The sequence below is a fragment of the Deinococcus sp. YIM 134068 genome (genome assembly GCF_036543075.1).
Taxonomy (GTDB): Bacteria; Deinococcota; Deinococci; order Deinococcales; family Deinococcaceae; genus Deinococcus; species Deinococcus lichenicola.
The window spans coordinates 1-19,238 of sequence record NZ_JAZHPF010000037.1; the positions used below are offsets into that span (position 1 = coordinate 1).

Consider the following 19,238-nt stretch of genomic DNA (forward strand, 5'->3'; position numbering starts at 1 on the left):
GCCCTTCCCCTGATCTTCGAAGGGGAGCTGACGGAGCGCCTGCGCCTGGACGTGCAGGAGGTGGCGGGTCGCTTCTCCTTCGCTGGGTACGTCGCCAACATCGGGGATATGCCCCTTCGGGCGGCGTGGCTGAGTGTGGACGGCGGGAACTCCGGCCTCTTCACCTTGCCCCCGGCGGCTACGGTGCAGGTCCCGTGCATCATTCGGGGCCTGCTCCTTGAACCCGTCGAGGAGAGCGCCGTGTATCAGGTGAGCCTATCGTGATCGGCCCGGCGGTGCTCAGCACACGCCGGACGGCCCGCACTCGTCGCCCTGAGCTGGCCCTCGCGCCCGGCCCCCTCCAGATCGGGGAGCCGGGCGCGGGCACGCTGGCGGACCTGTACGGCTGCCCGTGGGCGCTCGCCCTGACGCGGGAGGGGCCGCAGCTCCTCCAGCTCGTCAGCGGGGCGTGGGTGGCGCGGTCGGACCCGGACGCGCTGGCGGACCTTGAAGCGGCGCGGCATGTGTCGCTCGCCTTTGATCAAGCCGCGCGCCCGGTCCTCGCCTGGGAGCGGGGCGGCGTGTACGTCCGGCAGTGGGACGGCAGACAGGACAGTTACCGCACGCGCGGGTCGTTTGTGGGCCGGGACCCCGTGCTGTGGTGTGACGCGCCGCTCCTGGGGGAGACCTCGGATTCCGACGTGCTCCTGTACTACCTGATCGGCTCAGACCTCGTGAGCCGGGTGCAGCGGGAGGAATACGTCGCCGCGCGCCACGTCGCCACGCTGGAGGCGGGGGCCGTGCTCGATCAGGCCGTGAGCGCCGCGCTACGCCTTCAGCTCGTCGGGGAGCTGGCGAGCGGTGCGCGGTGGACCCTCGCCACGGACCTCTACCCTCTGCGGAGTGCGGACAGCCTCACCGGGCGCGCGAGCGTGGCCGCCGTCATCGAGGACGCCATGCGGCGGGCGAGCGGCGCGGACGACGTGACCGGCGCTGGCAGCGTGAGCGGTGCTCTGGCCGTCGTCGCCGCCTTGCTGTCCTACGGGGACGGTGTGACCGGCGTGGGCAGCGTGAGCGGCACGCTGGCCGTCTCGCTCGTCTCTTCTATCCACACCCACGCCCTGACCGGCGCGGGCAGCGTGAGCGGCACGCTGGCCGTCTCGCTCGTCCCTTCCACTCACGCCCACGCCCTGACCGGCGCGGGGGCTGTCACAGGAGCCTTGACCTAAATGGCCGTACACCACACACTTTCAGGATTTACCGCGTGGCAGGTGCTCGACGCTGCCGGGCGCACCGTGGCACGCGGGGAGCGTCACAACCTCATTACGGATGCCGGATTAGATGCGTTCGCCAACGAAAACGGTCGTGGGGTAGCGGCTCCCAATGTCCGTTATGGCGGCTTCCGCAACACTCTCCGGGTAGGTACGGGGAGCACGGCCCCGAGCGCCACTAAAACCTCTCTTGGGTCTGAGGTCGCCAATGGAGGAGGGACAGGCGGCTTCGACGCCGAGCAAATCGAAACAGTAGGCGTCGTCGGGAATGAGTTAGTCGGCACGTTCCGAACCGTGCGCGTCGTCAATTTCACGGCGGCCTATAACGTCACCGAGTACGGTTTGGCGTCTGGCACGAGTAGTTCGTTATCTATCACTGAATTGTTCAGGGACGCTCAAGGAAACCCTGTTGCGGTGCCTGTTCAGGCTGGCTATCAACTCAAACTCACTCACGATCTCACCATCCGTCTCCCTTATGTGGCAGTGCCGGGCGTTCTGAATGTCGGCGGCGGAGACCTCGCCACTCTGACGACGTACTGTACGTCAGGCGTGTCCAGCAGCCGCTTTTCAGATGCTCTTCAGGCGTTCGCACCGGGAGAGCCGGGTGATTTGGTCATCCTGACGGCACCAGATACAGGTGCCCCCAACACAATCTCTGCATACGCTACGGTGAGCGTAACCCGTGCCCTTCAGCCGTATGTGGCAGGCTCGCGCCGCCGTGTGAAACGGTACGAAATTGCGCCGTCGGCTGGCAATTACGACCACCACGGCTATGTATTCCTTTGGACAACGACCGGCAACGGATTCAAACTCGCGTTTCAAAATGGCGCGAAGATCACTAAGAACAGTAGTCAAAAATTGACGTTTGACTACGCTGTGACGTGGGGCCGCGCATGATGCCCCGCGCCATGACGCCGGGAGAGCTGGTGCAGCCCGCCCCGGTGCCCGTGGCCGCCCTGGTCGGCAAGGTGCAGCCGCGCGCCTCCAGCAGCGGCCACCACGTCGCGGGGCTAGTCAGTACAGCGCGGGTCATCTACGCAGACTTGCACGCCTTCGCGTGGTACTCACCGCAAGCCGGGCGCGAGTTACGCGGCCCACGCGTGATGTTCGGACGCGCGGGACTGAAAGGGAGTGAGGACAATGGGAAGCGGAAGCAATAGGGCGTTTATCGGAATCGCGGCGGGCGTGGCGGTGGGCGTGGCCGCCGCCGTGGCGAGTGGCCGCCGGACGACCACCACGACCGGCACGGGCACCTCCAGCGGGGGCAGCACGTCGAGCGGCACCACGGGGAGCACGTCGAGCAATTCGGGCAGCTCGGCGAGCACCGGGTCCGGCTTCGGGTCCAGCGTCGGGAGCACGGTGGGCGGCAGCTACACGACCGGCAGCGGGTCGAGCTTCGGGTCAAGTGTCGGGAGCACGGTAGGCGGCAGCTACACGACCGGCTCAGTGATTGGCACGGGCAGCACGGCGGCCCCTGCCGGGCCGTCCTGGTCATCTCCAGCACAGCCCGCCGTGAACGCCTCCAGCGACCTTCAGAAGCAGGCCACCAAGCTGTCGGCGCTCTTGGTGCAGGCGAACCCGACCGCGTGGGCGCTCTCCCCTATCGCCCGGCAGAACTTCGCGCTGGAGCTGGCGCTCGTCGCTAAGCAGGAGGAGTACCCCCTAGACCTCCTTGTGGGCCATGCGTGGGCAGAATCGGCGCTCACTCCAGCCATGAAGGCGACGGCGGGGAGCGGTGCCTACGGCCCCCTACAAGTCACGCGGACGAGCTGCGCGGACGTGGGCATGTCCTACCCCCCGGCGACCCTACAGGACGCCGTGCGTGCGGGCATTCGATACATGCGGAAGTGCCGGACCTACGGTGCCTCCAGCTTGAACGACGCCCTGCTCATGTACGGGCTGGGACCCGGCGGCCTCCAGCAGTTCAAGCAGTACGGGTGCAGCGGGACGCCGTGCTCACGTCCTCAAAGCGTCTGGCGTCACGAGTGCGGCTGTAATGGTGCCTCGAACCGCTACACCTGGAAGGTCCACGCCATGACGCGCCGGGCGGCCTCGTTCAACCTCCACACGCTTCCCTGGGCGGACTGGATGGCGAAGTAGTGGGGGCGTCCTGGTGGTTTCAGGAGTACGACCCCGAACGGGATCGGCGCAACCGGGAACGCAAGGAACGCGAACGCGAGAAGGAACGGGACCGGAAGCGGGCCGCCAAAGAGCGCGAGCGGGAACGCAGGGCGGAAGCCCGGTTGAGGCAGAAGGAGCGCGAGCACGCGGCCAAGTTGCGCGAGCGGGAGCAACGGGCCGAACGTCGAGCCTCAGTTTCCACCCGCATTGAGGGGAAACTAGGGCGAGGGAAGACCCGCGCGCAGGTCGTGGCATCGAGGAGGACCGGAAAGCGGGCCACGGTCATACCGCGCACGTCGAGCGCCCCCCGCTCGCCCGCCTCCAGCTCGCCCCCTCGCCCGGTGCCGCTCGCTACAGCACGCGCGGCGGCGGCCAAGCTGACCAAGAAGGGGAGCGGCTGGAGTGCGGGGGACCTCGCGGCGGCCCTCAGTATCCCTACGGCGGAAACAGGGCCGGTACTCGCCCGCTTGCAGGCATCCGGACATGTCCGGCGCGCGGGTGGCGGGTACGTCAGCGTGTAGACCGCTTCTCTAACCAATGCCGAGTGAATCGGGTCGTCTGTTCTGACTGGCGGCCCATTCACACGCCCGGCGCAACGCCTCGAAGCTCACTCCATTGGGGAAGAACTGCCAGCGCGTAGAGGGTTGGCACAGCGTTCCCACGCCCCACCTTCCCCACTGAACGACGACTCGCCACCCCTTGCCCCGGTGGAAATGCACGACTTCTCCTGAGCCATCGGGAAGATCGGCGAGGAAGCGTAGCGCTTCGTTCCAGGTCGGGAAGGCTTTACGTAGGGGCGGTTGATTCACACAGAGAGTCCACCAGACCATATAGAACTCCCGCTCTGAGTAGAGTGACACGCCCGAATCTACTTGCTAGAAGTCCCCAAGCTCAGGAGTCTTCTCCACCATCCGACCGCACGGGGCGCGAGTTGAGCGGCGCTCTGAGCGGTGAGAGCGGCGCGCACGGCGTCTCGCGTCAGCCGTCCCTCTTGGGCGACGAGGGCGCGCAACTCTGCCAGCTCCTCGACGTGCGCGGCCCGCTCCTCGCTGAGCCGGTGAACCTGGAGCGCAAGGGCGGCGACCACATCCCGCAACTGGGTTAGGTCGGCACCGCCCACGTCGCTCACAGAGAGGGTGAGCGGTGCGAGCGGTGCCCCTGCTTCCTCCCCTTTCAACAGCTCCAGCGCCCGTCTGATGCTGGGTGCCTCTCCTTCCGCCACCATCACGCGGGCCATCTCTACGGCCTCCACAGCGGGCAAGGGCCATAGCCGAGACGGGGAGCCGGGTGGACGGGGGAGAGGACCGTGGACCTCCTCGTAGGTCACGGCGAGACGCCGGAGGCCTGCGGGGCTGACCTCCAGCCGTTCCCCTACCTGAGCGGGTGTCAGCGTGAGGGGGAGTTCATGCACATCTTCAGCCTAACCGAGGGTGAGCGGCGCTCGTGGCGCTCACCGCACGGGGCGCTCGTGGCGCTCAGAGCGCCGCTCAATCGTACATATCAAGGCTTTTCACCGTGTAGGTCGGCTGAATGTATGGTCGCACTTCATTCTCAGGGATGATGATGCATCGCCCTGACATGTCGCTTTGCAGCATCCACCAACGGTAGTAGTAGGGCCAGCGTTCATGCCAGGGGAGCAGACCACCCACCATGACTAACCGCCACGGTCCTACCAGCCAGTGCTTGAAGTGCTCGTCCAAGACGACTGTAGTAGTCCGCTTCCACTCACGGGCTTTCCAGTCGTACCAACTTCCGGGAGTTTCGTACCGCCTCCCTAGCTCGGCGCGTGGCATATCTCAGGTTACATCCACAAACGATCAGTTTTGAACGAGGTCAGGCGGGCACCCGAAACACGCGGTCCCCGCCAAGCTGAGCCGATACAAAAACAGTTTCATAACTCAGAGTTCGTAAACGTGTTAGGTTGGGGCATGCGAATCGGGTACGGACGAGTCTCCACCCGCGAACAGAGCCTAGACCGTCAGCTCGACGCACTCCGGGAGGCGGGCTGTGAGCGCGTGTACGTGGACAAAATCAGCACGCGGAAGGACTTCCAGCGGCGCGCGGAGTGGGTCCGGATGTGGGACACACTCCGCGAGGGGGACACTCTGCTCGTTCACGAACTGGACCGGATGGGCCGCGACGTGCGCGACCTGCTGGAGATCGTGCGCCAGTTGGAGGCGCGCGGCGTCCAGCTCGTCATCCTCTCCGGCATGTTCAACGGCATGAACACCTCTACGCCGCTCGGCAAGCTCCTCTTTCAAATGGCGGCGGCTTTCGGGCAGTACGAACGGGACGTGAACCGTTCACGCACACTGGACGGCCTGAGAGCGGCGCGTGAGCGCGGCTCGGTGGGAGGACGCCGTAACAAGCTCTCGCCCGAAGACGCGGCCCTCTGTGTGTCCCTGTATCGTGACCCTAATGTGTCGGTCGCAAGTATTGCGCGCCGCTTCGGCGTTTCGACCCTTACAGTTCGCCGTTACGTGGCGAGAGCAGAGGGTTCAAAGATCGATAAGTCTGAAGTTTCGGGCAGTTCTGTCCGGTTGGGTGCTATAACCGATGAGGCGAGCATCCCCCGAAATGACGATCTTAGCGGCCAACCTCAAACGCCACCGGAAGGCCCGGAGGTTGACGCGCGTGGAGGTCGAGAAGGCAACCGGGGTAGCCGAGGACGTGCTGAGGCGGTATGAGAACGACCCCGGCCTCGACGCCTACCTGCTGCCTATCGTCAAGCTCGCCCGCTTCTACTCAACCACCGTGGAGGACCTGCTGACCGACCCCGACCCCACAATTCCTAAGCACCAATTCAACAAAAAGCCGCCTACAACAAAATAAAAACCCTCAGCGTCCGGCCAGACAAGTCTGAGGGGAACCGAGGTGAGTTCCCATGAACGATAGCACGCCGTTTGCTCAGCAGTCAGGACCTTGTAACAACGACCGGACAATACTGCCCGGAAATGACCGCCCTCAGACCCTCCCCTGCATGTTCGCCCCGCTCTGTCCGCAATTCGCGCCAGACCGGGGCGAACGTCGTTCCTCCCCGGATGAAGGCATGACAGAGCGAGAGTCAGAAGCCTTCTGGGCATGGGTGCGCGGATGAAAGAGGCCCGTTCTTGAGACTTCCCCACATCACCGCCGAGCAGACCGCGAAGGAAGCAGCCCGGCGGCAACTCCTCGACCGTCAACGGGCGGCGCTGCTACGGGGGGAGTCTCCCCCTCAGAGTGCCCCTCGCCCCGAGCAGCCCGGCACCGCGCAACCCGTCCTCATGCCCATGAGCCGTGTGGACTCTCTGCGCCTGTTCTGGCCGCTTAGGAAATCGGTGAAAGCTCGCCCGGTGCGGGCCTTCTACCGGCCCCCGACGCTGGCCGCTCCCGTGACCTTCGGGTATCACCGGATGGGCGGCGTGCTGCCCGAGCTGCGCCGTGCGGGGGTCTCCCGCGAGTGGCAACGGCTCCTCTCCAGTGTGAGCGCCGCTGGATGCGCTGGAGGGCGCGTGCTGGGCAACCAGGGGCGCAACCTCTCGCGGATTGTGGAGGGGCTGCGCTCGCGCTGCTACCTGCGGGTCTCGGACTCGGGGCGCCCGCTGTCAGCCCGTGAGCAAGTCGTCTTGGTGGTGGAGAGCAAGGGGGAGAGTGGGGAGAGCTTCGCGCGGGACCTCGGCATGTCCCCCTCGACCTTCTACGAGGCGCTACGCCACCCGCTCGCCTACTTATGGATCAGGACCCAGAAAGTCCAACAGACAGACCTTGACGGTGCCCGGCGCAACGTAGCGACGTGCTTCACCGTGGCGCTCTACGACCCGCCTCTGCCTGGGGACCTGGAGACGGCCTGCTACGCGGAGCCAGTGGAGGAGAGCGGTGTTTTCGTCGTCCCAGTGTGTATCTCCGAAGATGACAGGACTAAAAAGAACCCAACACCACTTACGAAGAACGAAGAGGCCTGTGGAAAACTCCCAGCACGCCCCGGAGGGGCAGAAAACCCCGTCCAGGAGTGGGAAAACGCGGCGGCAATGCCAGATAGGGGCGTGCCCGAATCACACGACGGAGGAAAAGACGTGGCTCGTGAATTGCTTCACGTAGTACGCCCTGATCTGTGGGAACTGGCGGGGCACATGGCCGTCCAACTCGGCGAGCGGGAGCCGAGGGCAGCCCGGTTCGTGTACTACCGCGCGTTGCTCTGGCTGGGGTATCAGACCGTTCGCAAGGAGTACATCACCGTCGAGCGGCATGTATCGAAAGGCCGCGACGTGCGGAATCAAGGGGCGCTCCTCGTGGCGAGGTTGAACCGGAGGGCACGCGCCAAGCACGGCCTGAACTTGCGGGAGCTGCCGTTCAGCGGCCCACCAACCGCGAGTACGGCAGAAGGGGTGAAAGCATGAGCGAACGAGCAACACCACGAAGGAGCGGCACGGGGCGGCGTCTGTCCCCCCGGTCATCGTCACCGGGCAGCAACACCGGGCAGAGTGTCCGGCAAGCGTCACCGGGCAGCGTCACCATAAAGCCCGGCGAGACCGTCAGGGTGGGTAAAAACTTCAAGGTCAAGCGTGGCCCCGCCCGTGGGCCGGACGCCTACCCGGTGGAGGTCTGTAGCGTCCGGTTCAAGGACCCGGAGACGGGCCAGTGGGTGAAGCGACCGAAGGACGCCCCGGCGCCGGGCAAGACGCGGAAGGGTCGTGCAGTTGACCCCGGCCTGATCGTCATGCGGACGGTGCAGGAAGTCGGGGAGGATCGGGAAGTGACCGGGGCGCGGGTCGTGCTCGGTGGGCTGCGCGCCGAACAGCGACGGGGCAAGGCGAAAAAGAGCGACGTGCGCGAGACGGAAAAGGAGCTGAGCCGGGATGCGCTGCGGACGTTCAACCCCCGGCTTGCCGACGAGGTGGACCGCGAACGGATGCACGAGGCGCACCGAAGCGACAAGGCCAAGCGCGGCGCGTCCACAAAGGCTAGGAACAAGGCCGCCGGGATCGGGAAGAAGCAGAGGCCCGCCGACGTGGTACGAACCGAACTCCTCAGAACCGAGGAACTGGTGCGGGACGCCCGGCGTCGTCACGACCGCGCAAAGACTGCCGCCGCGAAGACCCGGCACGCGGAGAGCTTGAAAAAGCGTCGGGCCAAACTCGCGCGGCTGCGCGACGAGTTCAGGCGGGTGGAGGGGTGACGGTGGGCGTTCAGGCGACCACGGCGGAGTTAGTCGAAATCCGCACGCTGCTCATCGCAGTTTCGCGGCTTGCCGAGGTCAATGCGGCCTTCCAGCGGCAGGAGGAAGTACCGGGGTACGTCGTCAAGGGGGCTGAGAACGACATGGCGCGGCTCCTCGATGCCGACCCCGTGCGCCTGCGGATTCTCGCCCTCCAGCTTGGGCCGGTGTCGGGATGACGGCCCGCCCGGCACGCGCTACGGCCCGCCGGACGCGCCGCACGGTGCGGCCCCGGTGCAGTCCGGGCCGTGCGCTGTACCGGGCCATCACGCGCAAGGCCTCGCCGCTCAAGGTTGAGGAATTGACGGACGTGGGACTGCTGCGGGTGCTCTTCCCAGAGGCGGCGGCCCTCGGCCTCGCCGAGCGGCTGGAGCCTCACGGCGGCCTGCGGGGGTTTATCTCTCTCGGTGAGCGCGGCCCCCGCGCGCTGCTGGAGGTGCCCGGCGTGGATGAGGCAACAGCGGCCCGCGTCCTCGTGTTGTGGGAGGTTGCGGCGCGCATCTCCGAACCGTTCCGCACCGTGTCAGAGGGCGGTTAAAGGATCGGCTCACAACGCCCGGTGAAAGTGCCCGGTGACAGTCGCCGGGCATACTGCCCACATGCACCCACGCGCCCCGCTCGCCCTGCTGCTGACTCTCTCCGCCGCGAGTGCGGCACCGTTGCTGGGTAGCCGGGGGAGTGTCGCGGAGGGCGGCTTCTGCCAGACCTACGGGTGTGATTTGATCCGGCGGGAGGTCATTGCGCCGGACCTGCTGGACAACGTGAGCTACGACTACCGCTTGCGCGGTGGGGGTGGTGTCGTCGTCGTGAGGAATCACGAGCGGCGGGTGGAGAGTGCGCTCCTGTACGGCACTCCCTTCACTGGCAACCTTGCGCGCGACTTCACCCGGACCTTCGCGGGGGTGGCCTTCGAGCCGTCGAGCGTGCGGCGGTGCATGAGCCGGGCGTCGGACGCGGGGGAGCTGCTGGCCTCGGGTGCCGTCCTGAATAGGGCCTATCAGGTCGTCTGCTACAGGATCGGCGGACGGTCCCTCCTGGCAGTGGAGATGAAGACGGACTCCCCCGTTTTCTAACGATCACCACATTAAAAATCGGGAGTTGGGCAGAGTGCCCGGCTAAAGCGTCCGGGCGTCTTAGCCTTACATTCACCTAACGCTCACGCGCACCATACGTGGGTGAGTCTCGTCCTGGTAGACAAAAACACGAAGGTAGGCGGCTTGGTCCAAGTCCGCTACCAGACGGACAGTGCGGCAGGCCGCGCGGTCCTCGCCAAGTTGGCGACCGTGAATAGCCTGTGGAACAAAGCTATTCCGATCCTTGAACGCGAGCTGTCCGCGAAGTTGGGCCGGACAGTGAAGCTCCTCAGCGGGAACTACGTCAAGCAGAGCAAGGGCGTCGTCTCGTACCACGGGGCAGTCCCGATCCCCGGCGCTACCTACCTCCAGCGCAAGGGGTACGACGCCGTGAAGGGTGAATTTTACGTCTGGGTGGTCATCAAATGATCCCCGCCGCTCAGCTCATCCTCTCCCTGGCCGTGACCCTCTTCGGGTCGAAAATCCTGGGCCTCCTCAACCTCACGCCCCCCTCGTCCTCCGCCAGCTCTGAGGGCCGCGTGTACGTCATGGCGGATCACCCGGCGGCCACTGCGACGAACAGCACCACGACCGCAACCACCCCGACGACGGGCACGACATCCGGTACCACCTCCGGCACCACTGCCACGTCTCCGACCGTGAAGGAGATCGCGGCGGATGTGGCCCGGCAGCCCTGGTCCATCTGGGGAGTTGCGGCCCTCTGCCTTGCGGCACCGCTGCTGATCGCCCAGGTACGCGCTGGAGGTCACGAAGTCGCGGGCGGGCTGCGGAGTGTGTACGACGAGGGGCAGAACGTTTACAGGCGGGTGGACCGGGCCGACGATTACGTGGGCAACCGCTCCCGCCGAAACCGGAGGGCATGAGATGGACCCCTCCAGAATGCTCAAGAAGGGGGCTGCGGCCCTACCCCCGGCCTCTGAGTCCACTCCGACCCCTGCCGACCTCTCCACGACCCTTACAACGGCAAACGTACCCGATTCGGTGCCCGTCACGTCCGTCCCAGCCGTCGAAGCCGGGCCGATCAACGGCCCCCTGGACCCGGTGACGGAAGCCGTGCTAGGGGAGATTCCCGACCGGCCCAAGCCGAGCACCGAGAAGACGACTCCCGCCGCGCTGGAGGCCGAGGAGCAACCCGCCCCCGAGAAGAAGGGGAAGGGGCTGTGGATCGCGGGCGCGGCCCTCGGCCTCGTCGCCCTGGTCGTGGGCGGTGCCCGCGCGGCGCGCGGCGCTAGCCCGGCGGCCCCCACCACTCCGCCTCCTGCCGCTCCAGCAGCTCCCGCCGCGCCAATCCCCACGGCTCGGACGGGCGGGACGGTGATTGGATGACGGCCCCGGACGCTCAGGTGTTGGACGACCTGCTCCCGCCGCCCGCTCCCGAGGGGGAGGACCTGGTGCCGGAGTTCGAGCCGACCCCCGCCCCCGCTGCCCCCAGGCCGCTCACGGACGCGGACCGCGCCAGCATCAACGCGCACATTGAGGGCCTGATTCAAGCCGCCGCCGCTGCGGGCGCGGACACGCTGCCCCCCGAGCTGCGGAACGTGTACGAACAGTCCTTCACCACGTCGCGCCTGGTGCGTGCCGGGGTTCAGGCGACCGGCATAGGTCCGGCCCTCCACGAACTGATGCCCTCGGATGGGACGGAGGCCGCCGGACCCATCAAGCAGCTTCACCCTATCGCCCGCGTGCTGTTGGGCGTAGGCGTGCTCGCCGTCGCGTCACTCCTCCAAAGGAAGCAGGTGCTCAGTGCGTATCAACTCCACGCAAGCCGTAACGCTGGGGGGCCTGCTGGCCCTGCTAGCGGCGGCCTCGGCGTACCGGTCAACCACGGCCAGTACGGGGGCCACCATTAAGCCGTCAACGTCGGGCACTCCCGTCAATGGGGCGGTGTCCGTGGTGTTGCCGGGCGGACCGTCCGGCGTGACGTACTGGCCTCTGCGTGGCGTGAAGACGCCCCACGCGACGACCTTTCTTGATTCCGGCTACTTCGCGGGCTACCCCAATTCTGCGGGCTTGCCCACCCAACCGGCGCTCAAGGGCTACCGGCACACCGGAACGGACATGAACGGTCCCGGCGCGTGCAACTCCGACGAGGGAGACGCGCTTTACACCGTCCGGGAGTGTCAGGTGGAGTTCGCCAGCTACGCGCAGAACGGCACATGGGGGCCGGTGATCGTGCTGGAGGTCTTCGTGGAGGGCCGCTTCTGGTGGGTCCGGTACGGCCACGTCAACGCGACGAGCAAGAAGACCGGCGCAACGGTGAAGGTCGTCAAGGGGCAGAAGCTCACGGCGCGTCAAGTGCTGGGCTTCGTGGGGCGCGGCTCCTGGCCCTGCGCTCATCTGCACATCGACGTTTTCCACGCTAAGCCCCCCTCGTGGCTGTGGTGGCCCACCCGGTACGGTGCCGCCGCCGAGGTCACGAAGTATTGCACCGATCCGGACGCTTGGCTGCGCCGGTTACAGGCGGTGAGTCCATGAAAATGAAGCTGAGTTCCGATTGGCTGCGAATCGCAGGTATGGGCCTGATGCTGGGCCTGAGCCTCGTCCTAGACGCCTACGCAGAGCGGGCGGAAGAGGAGCGGGAGCGCCGCGCGCTGGAGTTCCGCGAGTGGCTGGAGACGCCCGAAGGCCTGGAGTGGCAGGCCGAGCAGCACGCGCAATGGATGGCCGCTGAGGGCCACATCTACGCGGACTACCCCGACGACCTGGACGACGAGGACCTGCCCATCTTCGAGCAGACGCCCCCCGTGGTCGAGCGTCCCCCGTGCCCTTGTGCAGCTCGTCGAGCAGCCCCCGCGCCGGACGGCCCCTGTCCCTGCGCGGCCCGTCGAGCGGCCCGTGAGGCAGCCCGGCGTGTGGCGACGGACGACGCGGACGTGCGGGAGCTGACGGCGGCTCCGCTCGCCCCGGAGGACATGACGGAATGAAGGACCGGCGCGCGTACCACTGGCTGATCCTGGGGGGGACCGGATCGGGCAAGACGTTCACGGCTCGCCAGATCGTCAGGCAGTACGTGCGTAAGCCCGACTTCGTGGTGATCGTCAACAGCTCCTCTCAACTTGCCGAGTTCGCCCGGCGGCGCGTCGTGGTGGACATGTCGGCCCTAGATCGGGACTGGACGCCCCGTGAACTGGCAGCCACCATCCGGCAACACGGCGCGGTCCACTTCGAGGTCTCGCCCGGTGCCGATCCCAAGCGGCTGCAAGCCTGGATGGACGCCCTAGGGAATGCGTGCATGGCCCTCGGCAGACTGGGGACTGACCGCTGCCACGTCCTCCTGATCGTGGACGAGGCACAGAACTACCTCTCTCAAAAGGTGTTTGCGCGCGGGATGCGCCGCGTCTTCGCCGAGGGGCGAAAGTTCGGGGTGGACTGCCTCGCCATTACTCAGCAGCTCGCCGGGCAGGGCGGGGACATGATCGACATGACCGTGCGCCGCATGGTGTCCGTCCTCGTGGTGTGCCCGATGGACGAGGAGGCCGAACGTCAGCGCGTGATGCGGACGTGGCCCGAGCTGCGGGACCCCGGCATCCTCGCCTTCCCCGACCCCGCCACCGGTCGTCCTGGTGAGTACATGGTGCGCGACCGGGGCAGCCGTCGCGCCGTCCTGGTGCGCGTGGACAGTGCCGGACGCCGCTTCGCCGTGCCTCTGTCGGGCAGCCCGTCCCCCCCACGGGCCGCCTAACCCTTCGGAGGTAACACACCCATGATTACGTCGAAAACACGAGACCTCATCCTCAAGACCGCCCGGCGCCTGGCGGCCCAAGCTATCGAGCACGCGGCCAGCATCCCCGGCAATGTGTCCGGCGCGCAACGTGAAGCCGTCGCGGTGGACTACCTCGCGGAGCGTGTCGCGGAGGAGGTCGAGGAGCGTGACCACCTGCTGCCTATCCTCGGCCTCTACATGGACCTGCTGCCCGTGAACACGGCCCAACGCCGTGCTGAGCGCGTGATCCTGACCGCCTTTGTTCGGCAGGTGTACGCCGCACGCGAACTCCAGGCGCTCGAACAGGCGGCGTAGATGGCCCGGCATTCCGTCACCTACAGCAGCCGGGAGGCGGCGGCCAAGCAGGCGGAGAAGCTGCGGGACACCTTCGTTTCCGTCGTGGTGTTCCCCATCGGCGGCAAGTTCGGCGACAAGAACCACAAGGGCCGCTGGGGCATCGCCTACGACGACAAGCACCGCCGCACCGAGAAACAGCGTGAAGCACGCGCGAGAAGGAAGTGACCATGAACAAGAGTCAGCTCATCAGCCCCCCGGATGGAAACGTCCTCGAAACCCTCACCGACCCCCGCGTGCTCGCCACGGCGGGCGGCGTGGCCGCTTACGCCTACGGCGAGAAGGCGCTCTACAAGTCGGCCCGCAACCTCTTCGGCATCGCCAGCGCGGGCGAGGGCGGGAAGGTCGTGTACTACGCCGTCAAGGCTGACGGGACCGCCGACACCTCGGCGACCGCTCCCCAGTTCGGCACCAACCGTAACGTGGCCCGCGCGGTCGGGATCGTCGGCTCCGTCGCCCTGATCGAGTACAGCAACTCCGCGCCGATGCAATACGCCCTCTTGGGCGGCGCGTCCGTGCTCCTGACGCACATGCTTCAGGACGTTATCCCTGGCCTGCGCTGACCCTGGCCCTTCGCCCTCTCTCCGCACATAACTCAGAGGTAATCATGAAGACGACCACCATCAGCAACCAGAGCGCCCCCGAAATCGTCACCCTGCGCGAGAACGTACCCGGCGTGGCGACCCCGATCAAGACGGTTCGCGTGCCGGACGGCGCGCAGTACACCTTGCCCAACGTGACCGTGGTGCAGGGGTCCGTCATCAACGGGGCCGTGATCGTGGCCGAGTTCCGCAACAGCGCGGGCGAGACCATCCGCGACGGCTCGCTCCTCGTCGGCTACCGGACGACCGCCGCCGAGTTCACGACCCAGGTGCGCGCCATCCCCCTCACGACCTGGGCCGACCTGACCACCACCCAGCAGAAGAACGCGCAGTACCGGGGCGCTCTCGCGCAGGCCTGCGACCTGAACGTGGGGCCGAGCCTCACCATCAAGAACCGCGCGGCCCTGGTGTTCTCGGTCGAGTCCTCGGAGGTCGTGGACTGGGATCAGAGCTACCTCGAAATCACCGTGGAAGAGGTGAACGGCTGATGTACACGACTCTGAGCCAGCCGCGCCGCATGGCGCTCACGGCGGCCCTCCTGGTGAGCGTGGCCGCTACGCCGATCCCCGGCAACGATTCGGACGTGGCGACGTTCCGCGTGCCGGACGGTTCCATTCTGACGCTGCTTCACGACCAGCCCATGCGCCTCTTCCTCCAGGCTCGCCGGGAAGTCGGGCGCGTGGCTGGAGCGGCGGGGTCCAACGTGAACGTGGTCGTACAGGTCAACGTGGACGGGTGCAAACTCGTCAGGACGACCCGTGCGGACCGCGCGTTCCCGGCCACCAGTCACCCCGACGTGATCGCCTACACCCTCGTTACCGGTGGGACCTGGCAACCCGCCCGCGTCATGGCCGTGGACTGGTCAACCGGTGCCGTGACGGTCGAGACGCCCAACAACGCGGGCAAGGTGCGCGTCTACTACACGTTCGGGGACGGTGAAATTAGCATCCGTGCGGGCCGCCCCTTCGGGTCGAGCGGCGGTTACATCCAGCTCTACCGGACGAGCGCCCGCAGCCTCCACGAGACGGACCAGACCGACCGGGACGCGGCCCCCTTCGCGGCGCGCACCCCGCAACCGATCCCGCAGAACTTCACCCTGTCGCTCGCTGTCCGCGCGTCGAGCGCCGTCTTCATGGATGGCCTCGCGCGGCACGAGGTCAGCATCCCGGCAACAGAAACCGCCGTGCAGGTCACGAACGCGGTCATGTTGGCGGAGCTGGCAGAGCGTCAGCTCAAGGGGGTGTGACCGTGGTCGCCGACTACGTGGGCGTGGCGAACCTCGTTACAGGCGTTGTCACGGGCATTGGGAACGTCGTCAACCCCTACATCTATACCGATCAGGAGAAGGCGACGGACGGTCTCACGGGGGCGCAGCTCGCCAACCAACAGAACGCCATCAACGCGGAAGTGACCATCACGCAGGCACGCGAGGAGACCACCCAGAAGGCCATCACCTACGGCCTCGCGGGCATTCTCGGCGTGAGCTGTGTCTACCTGGCCTCGCGGCTGATCGGGAAGTGAGCGCGTGGACGCCAAAACGGTAATTGGCGTCCTCGTGGGCACGGCGGGCGTCGTGGGTGCGGCGCTCGTCATGCTCTCGGGGAGCCAGCGCACCACGACCCCGACCGGCGCGGCCTCCGGAGCTGCCCCCCCGGCGGGCGTGGCGCTCGCCGTGGACGGCGGCACGGTCGTCAACGTCGGCATGGTCTCCACCATCCCGACCGCGAAGGGGTACGACACGGGCGCGGTGGACTACACGTACAACCGGGACGGCTGGGACACCGTGCTCATCGGGGTGAAAGCATGAAGCTAGACCTACAGGTGCGCGACGTGGCCCTGCTCGGGGCCGTGGCGTTAGGCGGCCTCCTCGCGTGGCGCGAGTGGGACAAGGTGCAGGACGCGCAATCGGGCACCGCCGCCGCAAGCGGGCAGCTCGCGCAACAGCCCACGGCGTCCGGCATCCTGCCCGGCATCGCGCAACTTCTCCCCACGGGCAGCACGGCGGCCCCGGCGTCCGGCGCGGCCACCGTCGCAGACCTGGCCGCCGTGAACAAGCAGAACCAGATCGACACCCTCCGGCGTGATCTGGCGCGGATCAACAACGACATCGATGTGCTCGTGGTGCAGGCGTCCACCATCAAGGCCAAGACTCCCACCCCCGAGTTTCGCAAGGCCGTGATTGACGACGTGTGGGCGCAGTGCAAGGCGCAACACCGCGTCTTCCCAACGACCCAATGTATCCAGGCGGGCACAGCCGAAAAGGCGGAGGCCGCCGTGGCACCCCGTTGGGCTGAGCGCATCGCCCTCGAACTCCAGCCGGTGCAAGCGCAGCTCTCCCGCCTCGGGGCCGAGCAGGCGTCCACCGTCCGCAACCTGGCCGCGCTGGGCTACACCGTGCCCACGACGGACCTCAAGAAAGCGAGCGTGTGAACATGAGCAAGAAGAAGAAGAACGACGGCACCGTGTCCCTCGTGGGTTTCGCCGTGGTGGGCCTCCTCGCTGTGGGCGGCGTCATGGCGTGGCGCAAGCAGCAGGAGACCATGCCCGCCGGAAGCGCGGAGCCGGAGACGACCACGACGACGGACACGACCGCCGCCGGTACGACCGTCGGAAACACGATTCAGTTCGGCGTGAACGCGGGCCTGTACTACCCCATCGCTTCCCCCAGTTTCACGACCTACTACGGGCAGCGGTCCGGCGGTCTGTAATGGGCAAGCGGCGCACGTCCTCGGACAGCCTGCCTCTCCTCGGCTTCGGCGTGGTGGGCCTCCTCGCCCTCGGGGGCGTCGTGGCCTACCGTCGCCAGCAGGGCACTCCCTCCATCGCCTCCAGCGGGAACAAGACGACCACCACCACGACCACGGCCCCCACGAGTACGACGGTGGGAAGCAGCATTCAGTTCGGCGTAGACGCCTCCCGTTACTACCCTGTCGCCTCCTCCAGCTTTGGGAGCTTCAGCAGCTACTACGGGGGATCAACCGGCCTGGAGGTCCTGGCCGGGAGCGGCACCGACACGCCCACGTCCTCCAGTGACGCAAGCCCGACTCAGACGGCGAAATACGGTGTGAACTACGTCGAGCAGTTCAATCAGTTCATGCAGCAGAATCCGGGGACGCCCTAATGTCCCGGCGGCGCAAGTCGTCGGACACCCTCAGCGGTGGTGACCTCCTGACATGGGCGCTCGTCCTGGGCGTGGGCAGCCTGGCCGCGTGGAAGGGCGTCCAAGAGCTGCGGGAGCTGAAGGCGGCTCAGACGGGCACGACGACCGGCACGACCGTCAGCGGCACGGGAAGCGCGGGCTACACCCTGCCCGTCCAGCAACCCATTACGACCGGCGGCGCGGTCGTCCCCACCACCACGGCGACGGTCGTAGGTGTGGCGGCTACCTCCCCCGCCGTCGTGGCCGCCATAGAGACGGCAGTGAGCATCCCCATCGTGACGCCGGTTCTCGTTGAGCAGCCCGTCGTCACGGCCCCCCGGCTGACCCTGGACATGGGCATGGGCAGCGGCGGCACGTCGGGCGGCGGGACCATGTGGGCAGGCGGGACGCCCCCCTCAGTCTTCGATGAAACGCTAGGCGGTCCTCGTCCCGTGTCCCCTGCCGTCCCGGCCCTCATCCAGCGGCCCACCGTCGAGGTCGTGGCCGGGATCGTCGCCAAGCTTCCCACGGTGCCCATCATCAAGACGCCCACAATCCAGCCCGTCACGCCTCAGCCTGCCGTCGAGCGAGAAATCCCGTGGATTGAGAGGCAGGGGTGAAGCGGGCACCTGAACAGACGGCCCCGGCCCTCATCCGTACCGGCGTCTACACCGCGCTTGGGGGTGCCCTCCTCGCGGGCGCGGTGGGCCTGGTCGTCGTGGCGCTCAATCCACCCCCGAAGGTCGCCAGCTCCAGCGCGGGCGGCTGTGGGTGTGGCTGCTCGGGCACCACGAGCGCGGCGGCGAAGGCCGCGAAGGTGTACGGATGAAGGAGAAGCATGAAAACAGACCTAAACGCCGTCCTAGCGGCTGTGGTTGTGGTTGCAACGGTGCTCGTGTTCCTGCTGCTGGGTGTGAAGACCTACACCCACGGCACAGGGCTGGACGCCGGATGGGGCGGCGTGTTCCTGCTCGTGTTCGGGGCGGTCGTGGGCCGTCTGCGGGCGCACGAAAAGCAGAAGGCAGCCGACGCGCAACAGGCACAGCCGCCGCCCGCCGTCGAGGGGGTAGCCAGTGAATCCAACTAGAACTCAGGCCGTGGCCGTGCTGCTGCTGTGCGGGATGTTCTTCTGCCTCGCGGTTATGAGCGCCGACATGTACGACGCCGTTCTCACCGCCGCGCGGGCTGTGATCCTCGTCTACAGCGCACAAAAAGCGGTCGAACTCCTGTACGGCACCATGACGGACGCCGAAGATTTCCTGGCGGGTGTGGGGGGTCTCCTCTACACCTGCGGGATCGTCGGGGAGCTGGCCGGTGCGCCGCACGTTAACGGGCGGGACCTTGACTTCCTGGTGCGTGCGGTCGGGGGGGCGTTCCTCGTGCTCCCCCTGGTGCTCTCCAGCCTGCCTCGGCCTGTCCGGCGCTCGCTGGGCCTGGAGGCCTGCTGATGGGCCTGATGGACGGTTACGGGGCAGCAGCGGGCGCGAAGCTCGCCGAGCTATGGGAGCGGCTGCTGTGCGCCCTCCACAGCGTCAAGGACGCGACGGACAGCGTGGAGACCGGCACGACCGGCACCGCGCGGACGCTCGCCTATCAATACGGGACACCTCCAGCGGTCGGCAGTAACGCTCAGCTCGCGCCCCGTTCCATGACAGCCCTTCCCCTGATCTTCGAAGGGGAGCTGACGGAGCGCCTGCGCCTGGACGTGCAGGAGGTGGCGGGTCGCTTCTCCTTCGCTGGGTACGTCGCCAACATCGGGGATATGCCCCTTCGGGCGGCGT

At 67.0% G+C, this 19,238-nt stretch carries 36 protein-coding genes; 35 read left to right on the forward strand and 1 reads right to left on the reverse strand.

From position 1 onward, the window contains the following. The 6 genes from V3W47_RS18885 to V3W47_RS18910 all read left to right on the forward strand — a co-directional run. The coding region (locus V3W47_RS18885) for a hypothetical protein (protein ID WP_331826786.1) at positions 1 to 264 on the forward strand (264 nt) is incomplete at its 5' end. Beyond that, positions 261 to 1,208, forward strand: a complete 948-nt coding sequence (locus V3W47_RS18890) for a hypothetical protein (protein ID WP_331826787.1) — start codon at positions 261 to 263, stop codon at positions 1,206 to 1,208. The genes V3W47_RS18885 and V3W47_RS18890, both read left to right, overlap by 4 nt. After that, positions 1,209 to 2,147: a hypothetical protein gene (locus tag V3W47_RS18895; RefSeq protein ID WP_331826788.1), complete on the forward strand. Its 939-nt coding sequence runs from the start codon at positions 1,209 to 1,211 to the stop codon at positions 2,145 to 2,147. It begins immediately after the preceding gene. Next, positions 2,144 to 2,410 carry a hypothetical protein gene (locus V3W47_RS18900; protein ID WP_331826789.1) on the forward strand — a complete coding sequence of 89 codons (267 nt, stop codon included), beginning with the start codon at positions 2,144 to 2,146 and terminating at the stop codon, positions 2,408 to 2,410. The genes V3W47_RS18895 and V3W47_RS18900 overlap by 4 nt, the downstream gene beginning before the upstream one ends. Beyond that, entirely contained in the window at positions 2,391 to 3,350 is a 960-nt protein-coding gene (locus tag V3W47_RS18905; protein WP_331826790.1) for a transglycosylase SLT domain-containing protein, read from the forward strand. Before V3W47_RS18900 ends, V3W47_RS18905 begins: the two co-directional genes overlap by 20 nt. Beyond that, positions 3,350 to 3,892 carry a hypothetical protein gene (locus tag V3W47_RS18910; RefSeq protein ID WP_331826791.1) on the forward strand — a complete coding sequence of 181 codons (543 nt, stop codon included), beginning with the start codon at positions 3,350 to 3,352 and terminating at the stop codon, positions 3,890 to 3,892. Before V3W47_RS18905 ends, V3W47_RS18910 begins: the two co-directional genes overlap by 1 nt. A gap of 347 nt (positions 3,893 to 4,239) precedes the next feature. Here the strand turns inward: V3W47_RS18910 and V3W47_RS18915 are convergent, their stop codons facing one another. Continuing rightward, positions 4,240 to 4,782, reverse strand: coding sequence for a hypothetical protein (locus tag V3W47_RS18915; RefSeq protein WP_331826792.1), 543 nt, complete (start codon positions 4,780 to 4,782; stop codon positions 4,240 to 4,242). A 517-nt stretch (positions 4,783 to 5,299) separates the two neighbouring features. On the opposite strand from V3W47_RS18915, the gene V3W47_RS18920 reads away from it, so the two are divergent. From V3W47_RS18920 to V3W47_RS19060, 29 genes are all read left to right on the forward strand, one after another. Continuing rightward, positions 5,300 to 6,058: a recombinase family protein gene (locus V3W47_RS18920; protein WP_331826793.1), complete on the forward strand. Its 759-nt coding sequence runs from the start codon at positions 5,300 to 5,302 to the stop codon at positions 6,056 to 6,058. After that, a complete protein-coding gene (locus V3W47_RS18925) occupies positions 6,042 to 6,203 on the forward strand; it encodes a hypothetical protein (RefSeq protein WP_331826794.1) in 162 nt (53 codons plus the stop codon). The genes V3W47_RS18920 and V3W47_RS18925 overlap by 17 nt, the downstream gene beginning before the upstream one ends. Before the next feature lie 278 nt (positions 6,204 to 6,481). After that, positions 6,482 to 7,747, forward strand: coding sequence for a hypothetical protein (locus tag V3W47_RS18930; RefSeq protein ID WP_331826795.1), 1,266 nt, complete (start codon positions 6,482 to 6,484; stop codon positions 7,745 to 7,747). 140 nt (positions 7,748 to 7,887) lie between these two features. After that, the gene (locus V3W47_RS18935; protein WP_331826796.1) at positions 7,888 to 8,526 is read left to right on the forward strand and encodes a hypothetical protein; all 639 of its coding nucleotides are present in this window, start codon (positions 7,888 to 7,890) and stop codon (positions 8,524 to 8,526) included. Further along, complete coding sequence (locus V3W47_RS18940; RefSeq protein WP_331826797.1) at positions 8,523 to 8,744, forward strand: hypothetical protein; 222 nt, start codon at positions 8,523 to 8,525, stop codon at positions 8,742 to 8,744. The genes V3W47_RS18935 and V3W47_RS18940 overlap by 4 nt, the downstream gene beginning before the upstream one ends. After that, entirely contained in the window at positions 8,741 to 9,103 is a 363-nt protein-coding gene (locus tag V3W47_RS18945) for a hypothetical protein (protein WP_331826798.1), read from the forward strand. Before V3W47_RS18940 ends, V3W47_RS18945 begins: the two co-directional genes overlap by 4 nt. 61 nt (positions 9,104 to 9,164) lie before the next feature. Beyond that, positions 9,165 to 9,638, forward strand: coding sequence for a hypothetical protein (locus V3W47_RS18950; RefSeq protein ID WP_331826799.1), 474 nt, complete (start codon positions 9,165 to 9,167; stop codon positions 9,636 to 9,638). Positions 9,639 to 9,782: 144 nt separating this feature from the next. Beyond that, on the forward strand, positions 9,783 to 10,067 hold the full coding sequence (locus V3W47_RS18955; protein ID WP_331826800.1) for a hypothetical protein: 285 nt from the start codon (positions 9,783 to 9,785) through the stop codon (positions 10,065 to 10,067). Then, complete coding sequence (locus tag V3W47_RS18960) at positions 10,064 to 10,522, forward strand: hypothetical protein (protein WP_331826801.1); 459 nt, start codon at positions 10,064 to 10,066, stop codon at positions 10,520 to 10,522. The genes V3W47_RS18955 and V3W47_RS18960 overlap by 4 nt, the downstream gene beginning before the upstream one ends. 118 nt (positions 10,523 to 10,640) lie before the next feature. Next, the gene (locus tag V3W47_RS18965) at positions 10,641 to 10,985 is read left to right on the forward strand and encodes a hypothetical protein (RefSeq protein ID WP_331826802.1); all 345 of its coding nucleotides are present in this window, start codon (positions 10,641 to 10,643) and stop codon (positions 10,983 to 10,985) included. Next, positions 10,982 to 11,509, forward strand: a complete 528-nt coding sequence (locus V3W47_RS18970; RefSeq protein ID WP_331826803.1) for a hypothetical protein — start codon at positions 10,982 to 10,984, stop codon at positions 11,507 to 11,509. Before V3W47_RS18965 ends, V3W47_RS18970 begins: the two co-directional genes overlap by 4 nt. A gap of 67 nt (positions 11,510 to 11,576) precedes the next feature. Further along, a complete protein-coding gene (locus V3W47_RS18975; RefSeq protein WP_331826804.1) occupies positions 11,577 to 12,134 on the forward strand; it encodes a M23 family metallopeptidase in 558 nt (185 codons plus the stop codon). Then, complete coding sequence (locus tag V3W47_RS18980; protein ID WP_331826805.1) at positions 12,131 to 12,583, forward strand: hypothetical protein; 453 nt, start codon at positions 12,131 to 12,133, stop codon at positions 12,581 to 12,583. The genes V3W47_RS18975 and V3W47_RS18980 overlap by 4 nt, the downstream gene beginning before the upstream one ends. Beyond that, positions 12,580 to 13,341: an AAA family ATPase gene (locus V3W47_RS18985; RefSeq protein WP_331826806.1), complete on the forward strand. Its 762-nt coding sequence runs from the start codon at positions 12,580 to 12,582 to the stop codon at positions 13,339 to 13,341. Before V3W47_RS18980 ends, V3W47_RS18985 begins: the two co-directional genes overlap by 4 nt. A gap of 21 nt (positions 13,342 to 13,362) precedes the next feature. Beyond that, on the forward strand, positions 13,363 to 13,677 hold the full coding sequence (locus V3W47_RS18990) for a hypothetical protein (RefSeq protein ID WP_331826807.1): 315 nt from the start codon (positions 13,363 to 13,365) through the stop codon (positions 13,675 to 13,677). After that, positions 13,678 to 13,884 carry a hypothetical protein gene (locus V3W47_RS18995; protein WP_331826808.1) on the forward strand — a complete coding sequence of 69 codons (207 nt, stop codon included), beginning with the start codon at positions 13,678 to 13,680 and terminating at the stop codon, positions 13,882 to 13,884. A gap of 2 nt (positions 13,885 to 13,886) precedes the next feature. Continuing rightward, positions 13,887 to 14,279, forward strand: coding sequence for a hypothetical protein (locus V3W47_RS19000; protein ID WP_331826809.1), 393 nt, complete (start codon positions 13,887 to 13,889; stop codon positions 14,277 to 14,279). Between the two features lie 44 nt (positions 14,280 to 14,323). Continuing rightward, complete coding sequence (locus V3W47_RS19005; protein ID WP_331826810.1) at positions 14,324 to 14,806, forward strand: hypothetical protein; 483 nt, start codon at positions 14,324 to 14,326, stop codon at positions 14,804 to 14,806. Then, the gene (locus tag V3W47_RS19010; protein WP_331826811.1) at positions 14,806 to 15,564 is read left to right on the forward strand and encodes a hypothetical protein; all 759 of its coding nucleotides are present in this window, start codon (positions 14,806 to 14,808) and stop codon (positions 15,562 to 15,564) included. Before V3W47_RS19005 ends, V3W47_RS19010 begins: the two co-directional genes overlap by 1 nt. Next, positions 15,561 to 15,839, forward strand: coding sequence for a hypothetical protein (locus V3W47_RS19015; protein ID WP_331826812.1), 279 nt, complete (start codon positions 15,561 to 15,563; stop codon positions 15,837 to 15,839). The genes V3W47_RS19010 and V3W47_RS19015 overlap by 4 nt, the downstream gene beginning before the upstream one ends. 4 nt (positions 15,840 to 15,843) lie before the next feature. Beyond that, on the forward strand, positions 15,844 to 16,125 hold the full coding sequence (locus tag V3W47_RS19020) for a hypothetical protein (protein ID WP_331826813.1): 282 nt from the start codon (positions 15,844 to 15,846) through the stop codon (positions 16,123 to 16,125). Further along, on the forward strand, positions 16,122 to 16,748 hold the full coding sequence (locus V3W47_RS19025) for a hypothetical protein (protein WP_331826814.1): 627 nt from the start codon (positions 16,122 to 16,124) through the stop codon (positions 16,746 to 16,748). The genes V3W47_RS19020 and V3W47_RS19025 overlap by 4 nt, the downstream gene beginning before the upstream one ends. A gap of 2 nt (positions 16,749 to 16,750) precedes the next feature. Further along, the gene (locus V3W47_RS19030; RefSeq protein ID WP_331826815.1) at positions 16,751 to 17,026 is read left to right on the forward strand and encodes a hypothetical protein; all 276 of its coding nucleotides are present in this window, start codon (positions 16,751 to 16,753) and stop codon (positions 17,024 to 17,026) included. Further along, complete coding sequence (locus V3W47_RS19035) at positions 17,026 to 17,439, forward strand: hypothetical protein (RefSeq protein WP_331826816.1); 414 nt, start codon at positions 17,026 to 17,028, stop codon at positions 17,437 to 17,439. Before V3W47_RS19030 ends, V3W47_RS19035 begins: the two co-directional genes overlap by 1 nt. Next, positions 17,439 to 18,077, forward strand: coding sequence for a hypothetical protein (locus V3W47_RS19040; protein ID WP_331826817.1), 639 nt, complete (start codon positions 17,439 to 17,441; stop codon positions 18,075 to 18,077). The genes V3W47_RS19035 and V3W47_RS19040 overlap by 1 nt, the downstream gene beginning before the upstream one ends. Then, entirely contained in the window at positions 18,074 to 18,286 is a 213-nt protein-coding gene (locus V3W47_RS19045) for a hypothetical protein (protein WP_331826818.1), read from the forward strand. The genes V3W47_RS19040 and V3W47_RS19045 overlap by 4 nt, the downstream gene beginning before the upstream one ends. A 9-nt stretch (positions 18,287 to 18,295) precedes the next feature. Further along, on the forward strand, positions 18,296 to 18,544 hold the full coding sequence (locus tag V3W47_RS19050) for a hypothetical protein (protein WP_331826819.1): 249 nt from the start codon (positions 18,296 to 18,298) through the stop codon (positions 18,542 to 18,544). Further along, positions 18,531 to 18,905, forward strand: coding sequence for a hypothetical protein (locus V3W47_RS19055; RefSeq protein ID WP_331826820.1), 375 nt, complete (start codon positions 18,531 to 18,533; stop codon positions 18,903 to 18,905). The genes V3W47_RS19050 and V3W47_RS19055 overlap by 14 nt, the downstream gene beginning before the upstream one ends. After that, positions 18,905 to 19,238 (forward strand): hypothetical protein (locus V3W47_RS19060; RefSeq protein ID WP_331826821.1); only part of this gene is annotated, 334 nt, incomplete at its 3' end. The genes V3W47_RS19055 and V3W47_RS19060, both read left to right, overlap by 1 nt.